Annotated in this window: 5 protein-coding genes and 1 tRNA gene; 2 read left to right on the top strand and 4 right to left on the bottom strand. The window is 35.8% G+C overall.

Features of this window, described 5'->3' with window-relative positions:
- Positions 1–506: 506 nt before the first annotated feature.
- Positions 507–577: transfer RNA gene (locus tag K737_RS04540), tRNA-Gln, on the top strand.
- A gap of 12 nt (positions 578–589) precedes the next feature.
- Entirely contained in the window at positions 590–1,930 is a 1,341-nt protein-coding gene (locus tag K737_RS08220) for a sensor histidine kinase (RefSeq protein ID WP_023492433.1), read from the top strand.
- 206 nt (positions 1,931–2,136) lie between these two features.
- Here the strand turns inward: K737_RS08220 and mnmA are convergent, their stop codons facing one another.
- The 4 genes from mnmA to K737_RS04515 are packed head-to-tail and all read right to left on the bottom strand — an operon-like array spanning position 2,137 to position 4,394.
- Entirely contained in the window at positions 2,137–3,222 is a 1,086-nt protein-coding gene (gene mnmA, locus K737_RS04530; protein ID WP_006295624.1) for a tRNA 2-thiouridine(34) synthase MnmA, read from the bottom strand.
- Positions 3,219–3,710: a hypothetical protein gene (locus K737_RS04525; RefSeq protein WP_006295622.1), complete on the bottom strand. Its 492-nt coding sequence runs from the start codon at positions 3,708–3,710 to the stop codon at positions 3,219–3,221. The genes mnmA and K737_RS04525 overlap by 4 nt, the downstream gene beginning before the upstream one ends.
- Positions 3,697–4,146, bottom strand: a complete 450-nt coding sequence (locus K737_RS04520; RefSeq protein WP_006295620.1) for an ATP synthase subunit B family protein — start codon at positions 4,144–4,146, stop codon at positions 3,697–3,699. Before K737_RS04520 ends, K737_RS04525 begins: the two co-directional genes overlap by 14 nt.
- A gap of 23 nt (positions 4,147–4,169) precedes the next feature.
- Entirely contained in the window at positions 4,170–4,394 is a 225-nt protein-coding gene (locus K737_RS04515; protein WP_006295618.1) for an ATP synthase subunit C family protein, read from the bottom strand.
- Positions 4,395–4,911: the final 517 nt, after the last annotated feature.

The following is a 4,911-nucleotide window of genomic DNA, read 5'->3' as shown; positions in this document are numbered from 1 at the left end:
GTTGATAATTTTGATGCGGATACCATTCTATTTAAGCGGTTTGTTATCCCCCTATGATATACTTCCCCTTTTCTTAAAAGGCAATCATTATATGCTTATTTAGCAATGGGAATTGGTATTAATTAAACACAAATGGGATGAAAGAAGACTCAGACACGACAAAAACTTTCATTTTATTGAAAAATAAAAAGCAAATCTCTTTCAAAAACTTAGTTTTGCTAAAATTTAATGAAAATGATTCTTAATTAAATAAGACAAAATTAATAAACACTAAGTAATCACAAATTTAGATTGCTAAAAAAAAAGCGTAAACATTTTGTACTAAGATTTAACCGCTTGATTTTTGAGTTTCTGAATACATTTTTATTAAATAAAAAATGTAAAATAGTTGTATTTACCGTTTTTAAATTTTAAAAATATTTTCTATAAAAATTACTTTTTATTTTTTTATAATGTCTGGACCTGTTTACTAGAAAAAAAATCTAGTGTAAAATAGGCTCTAGTTATGGGAGATAGTTTAGAGGTAGAACTCTCGGCTCTGGACCGAGCAACCTTGGTTCGAATCCAAGTCTCCCAGTTTTTCTTGTTTATGAGTTTTAGTATTCGCTATTATCTTCCCAAAACTTTTTTACTTCGTTCCTTTTTAATTATTTTTATTCCAGTTTTGTGGATGTTTGTCGCTTCTGGAACGATTTTTTTGCAGCGTCACTGGAAATATGTTGCAAAATCTCTTTGTGAAAATATTGCTCAAAATGTTAGATTTTTGTGCAAATTAGAAGAACAAAAAGTATTAGACTGGTGTCTTGTTCAAAAGATGGGACAAGAATTTTTTCATATAAAGCTTGAAAAAGCTCCGCAATTTGATATAAAGTTTTTTCATCAAAATCAAAAAGATAGTCAGTCTGTTTTTTTGTACGAGGCTTTAAAAAATCTTTTTCCTTTGGGGGTGCGTATTGATCGTACACATTCTGTCATTTCTGCCTGGATAAAAACTGATAAAAATTTTTATGTATTTTATACACCAACGCAGAGATTGGGATATCGCACACTGCGATTGTGCGGAATTTGGGCCTCTATCTCTTCCACATTATTTTTAATCATTGCTATCGTTATGATGCGCCAACAGATTCGTCCTCTTAGACGATTATCTGAATGGTTTCGACATATTACTCCAGATCACATTCCAGAGCTTCCACGCATTGAAGGAGCCAGAGAAATTCGTCGTATTGGGGTTGGGTTACGTCGCATGGTTCAGCATCTACAATACGAATTTGAACAACGGCATCAATTTTTATTGGACTTATCTCACGATTTACGCACTCCATTGGCTCGCATTAAACTTCAATGTCAGTTTTTACCGCCTTCCAAAGATGTTACTGCTCTTCAAGAAGATATAGATCACATGATCTCTATGGTTCATCAATATTTAGAGTTCACAATTGATAAAGAGTCTAATGAAGAAATTGTAAATTTTCAAGATATTTTGTTTGCGTTAAAACAAAAAAATCTTTATCTTCCTTCTCCAGAAATTCAATGGAATTTAGGAAAAAAATTCTCTTACAAAATAAAAGGAAATAGCGCCGATCTTCAACGATGTGTACAAAATCTTTTAGACAATGCAGTAAAATATGCTTGTAATCACATAGACGTTTGTCTATTTCCCCAAGAAAGTAAAATTATTTTATGTATACAAGATGATGGACCGGGAATTCCTCAATCAATAAAAACAAAAATTTTTAACCCCTTTTTTAAAGGGGATAAAAGTCGCACCGCAAAAACCATAGGAAGCACAGGATTAGGGCTTGCGATTGCAGAACGTATCGTCAAAAAACACAAAGGTGAGCTGTGCGTTTTATTCACAGACTGTATCGAAAAAAACCCAGCGCTCAGCGGAGCACACATCCACATGATTCTTCCATTGAACTTTTAAACAGTTAAAATTTAATATTCATTTGATAGCTATTTAAATTCTCTAATAGAATACAATAAGCAGGTGTTACTTTATAAAAAATGAATACATTAAAAAAACACTATTTTTCCCCATTTTTATAAAAAATTTTATAACAGCAAATCATATTAATCCAATAATATTAGCATCCTTAAAAGCCACCCTACTCTTTTTTCAACAATCCAAATCTAGTCAAGTTTTGAACTTTCAACAATCCACCCCCCCCCTAAAATTCTTGTTCCTTCATAAAATACACAAGCTTGTCCCGGAGCCACTCCATATTCTAGATCTTTTAGAACAACACTTTTAGAAGATGCGTGAAATGACGCAGAAACCAAACTACCAGAAGACCGAACTCGAGCATGCAAGTTGATGGGATCTTCTTTTCGGTCAGGAGCTATCCAATTAATATCTTCCAGCTTTAAAAAATTCTTTCCCAACGATTCCCTTGGACCAACACGCAATGTGTGCGTCGTTAAATCCATTCCGGTGACATACAAAGGGTCTGTAAACCCCCCAACGCCAACGCCTTGACGTTGACCAATAGTAAAATAAGCTAATCCCTTATGCTGACCTAACACACGCCCATCTTCGTGAACTATAGCTCCTGGATGTAATTCTACCGCCTCTTTTTCCATCCAGGATTGATAAGAAGTCTTGGCCATGAAACATAAGTCTTGACTTGCTTTCACGTGAGAATTTTTTAATCCGCGACTTTGCGCCTGAAAACGCACTTCTTCTTTAGAAAATTTTCCCAAAGGAAATAAATGGCTCTGGATATGTTGAAAAGTTAACATGAATAAAAAAAAGCTTTGATCTCGTCGCCTATCCATCCCTTGATGCAATTCCGCACCATGAGGGGTGTCTAGACGCTGAACATAATGCCCTGTGGCGATGTACTGCGCTTTGAACTGAAGCATCGCATTCCACAATGCTTCAGTTTTCACGTCTCGATTGCATTTAGCGCAAGGCAAAGGAGTTTTTCCTTTTTGATAAGCGTCTAAAAAAGAATTAATAATCTTTTCACGAAAAAGATCTTCCTTATTAAAGACGTAATGGGGAATTTGGAGTTTTTCTGCTGCTTCTTGAGCACGCTGAATGAATGCTGACGGATGACATTCTCGTTTTGCTTCTGGAACATCTTCTATAGCTTGCTCATAATCATACAGCTTTAACGTTACTCCTATAACATCATACCCCTGTTCCTGCAGTAATGCAGCAGCTAAAGTGCTGTCCACTCCTCCAGACATTCCAACAATAACGCGAGGCTTCACAATTTATACTCCTTTAAAAATTTGTGAAACATCGTACTATTCAGCTGAACATACTCACTCATGTCTTTTTGAAGAAGATCGATCAGCTGGGTATTGAGCTCTTTCATGAAACGCTGACTTGCATCCTGCTTCCATTCTTCAAACAACGTTTGACATTGAGTTTTAAATCGCGCATGTTCCCAATTTTCTTTATTAACAAGGTCCTGCTGAAATATTTTTTCCATTTGAACAATGTGTTGTTCCATGTGATGCAAAAGAGATTGTTTCTTTGTTTCAAACTGTTCTAAAATTGCTTGCGCATACTCTAGACGATCTTCGGCTTCCTTTAGAACGCGATCTGCTTTTTGAAATTCTTGAGTTATAGATTGGGTGTATACCTTAAGTTTTTCCATTAAAGCCCCCCATCCCGGCTTTGCCAACCCCCCACACAACAGTACAAAAGCTAATCCAACCATAAACGTGGCATCAAAAAAATTATCTATCCCCATGGCTACTCTCTTTTTGTCGTTGAATAAGCACTTGAGCAATTTCTAAAGCATCTGTCTTCAGATGATCTGTAAAAGTTTGTTCTAAGGTATTTAGCTCATCTTTAATTCTAGACATTTCCAAGTCAAAACGGCTCTTAAGCTGTAAAAGATGCTCTGCCATGGCTTTTTCTTGCGCTTGAGCCAAAGATTGAATTTGATGTTGAAACGTTTTTTCTAAGATCTCCTGCTGAGCATCACACTGAGAACGAATCTCAGTGCTTTTTGCGTGTAATTGACGAACTTCTTCCATTACTGTACCAACTTTGGAAGAGCGTATTTTTTGGATATCACGCACTCTGGGAACCACCCACCAGTGCATTGCTCCCCAAAGTACTCCAAAACACACACACACCCAAAAGATTTGAGAGGCAAAAAACTGCGAATCAAATTGAGGCATTCTGGTTTGCTCCTTAAAAACTTTTAACTAAACAGTATGACAAACGCCACAGAAAGAGCAAACAGAGCTACCGCTTCCGTCATAGCAACGCCGATAAGCCCTAAAGCGTACACCTTTTCTTTTGCTGCAGGATTTTGAGAGATACACTGCACTAATGTTGTAAAAATTTTCCCCACAGCAAGACCTACTAATCCCAAAGGCAGCACAGCAATAGCTGCTGCAACATATTTAAAAGCTAAATCAGACATTTTTTATTCTCCTAAGCAGAAAAAGCATTTTCGTATCTATTAGGATACTAAAATTTTTCCCTAAGGGAAAGCCCGAAAACTTTTTATTCTTTATTAAAAACAAAGCTGTTTAGAAGAATGGGGTTTGAGCAAAAGAGAAAAGACCTCTTTGGAAACTATCATTTAGGTAACTCGATATTTATAAATAGCAAAGATGAGGGGGAATCTTAGCCCAAATTTTTGTTGCGTAACGGAGGCTGCGAGGTTAAATATTGCTTCAATTTCTCAGCTTGCTCAGCGGTAAGCTTGCCACCATATACACCCGTCGCTAGGGGGGATATCATAAGTGTTGAAAGTGTCAAAATAAATGTTTAACAGCATTGAAATCCCCTCCTGAAATAATAATTAATGTTTTAATAAAAGATTTCTTTAGATCTCATGTAAATTGAAATAATGGAGTTTTGAATCCATGCAGTTTCTTTCTAGCCTTGTATATTAAAAATAATAAAGCTGTAATCAGAATCATATAAATATACAC

Source organism: Holospora undulata HU1 (genome assembly GCF_000388175.3).
Classification (GTDB): Bacteria; Pseudomonadota; Alphaproteobacteria; order Holosporales; family Holosporaceae; genus Holospora; species Holospora undulata_A.
This window is presented reverse-complemented; position numbering and strand designations above follow the sequence as displayed.

What these genes read in the sequence shown, in the direction of transcription:
- K737_RS04515 (WP_006295618.1), bottom strand. Translation starts at nt 4,394, where the DNA reads ATGTCTGATTTAGCTTTTAAATATGTTGCAGCAGCTATTGCTGTGCTG.
- K737_RS04520 (WP_006295620.1), bottom strand. Translation starts at nt 4,146, where the DNA reads ATGCCTCAATTTGATTCGCAGTTTTTTGCCTCTCAAATCTTTTGGGTG.
- K737_RS04525 (WP_006295622.1), bottom strand. Translation starts at nt 3,710, where the DNA reads ATGGGGATAGATAATTTTTTTGATGCCACGTTTATGGTTGGATTAGCT.
- K737_RS08220 (WP_023492433.1), top strand. Translation starts at nt 590, where the DNA reads ATGAGTTTTAGTATTCGCTATTATCTTCCCAAAACTTTTTTACTTCGT.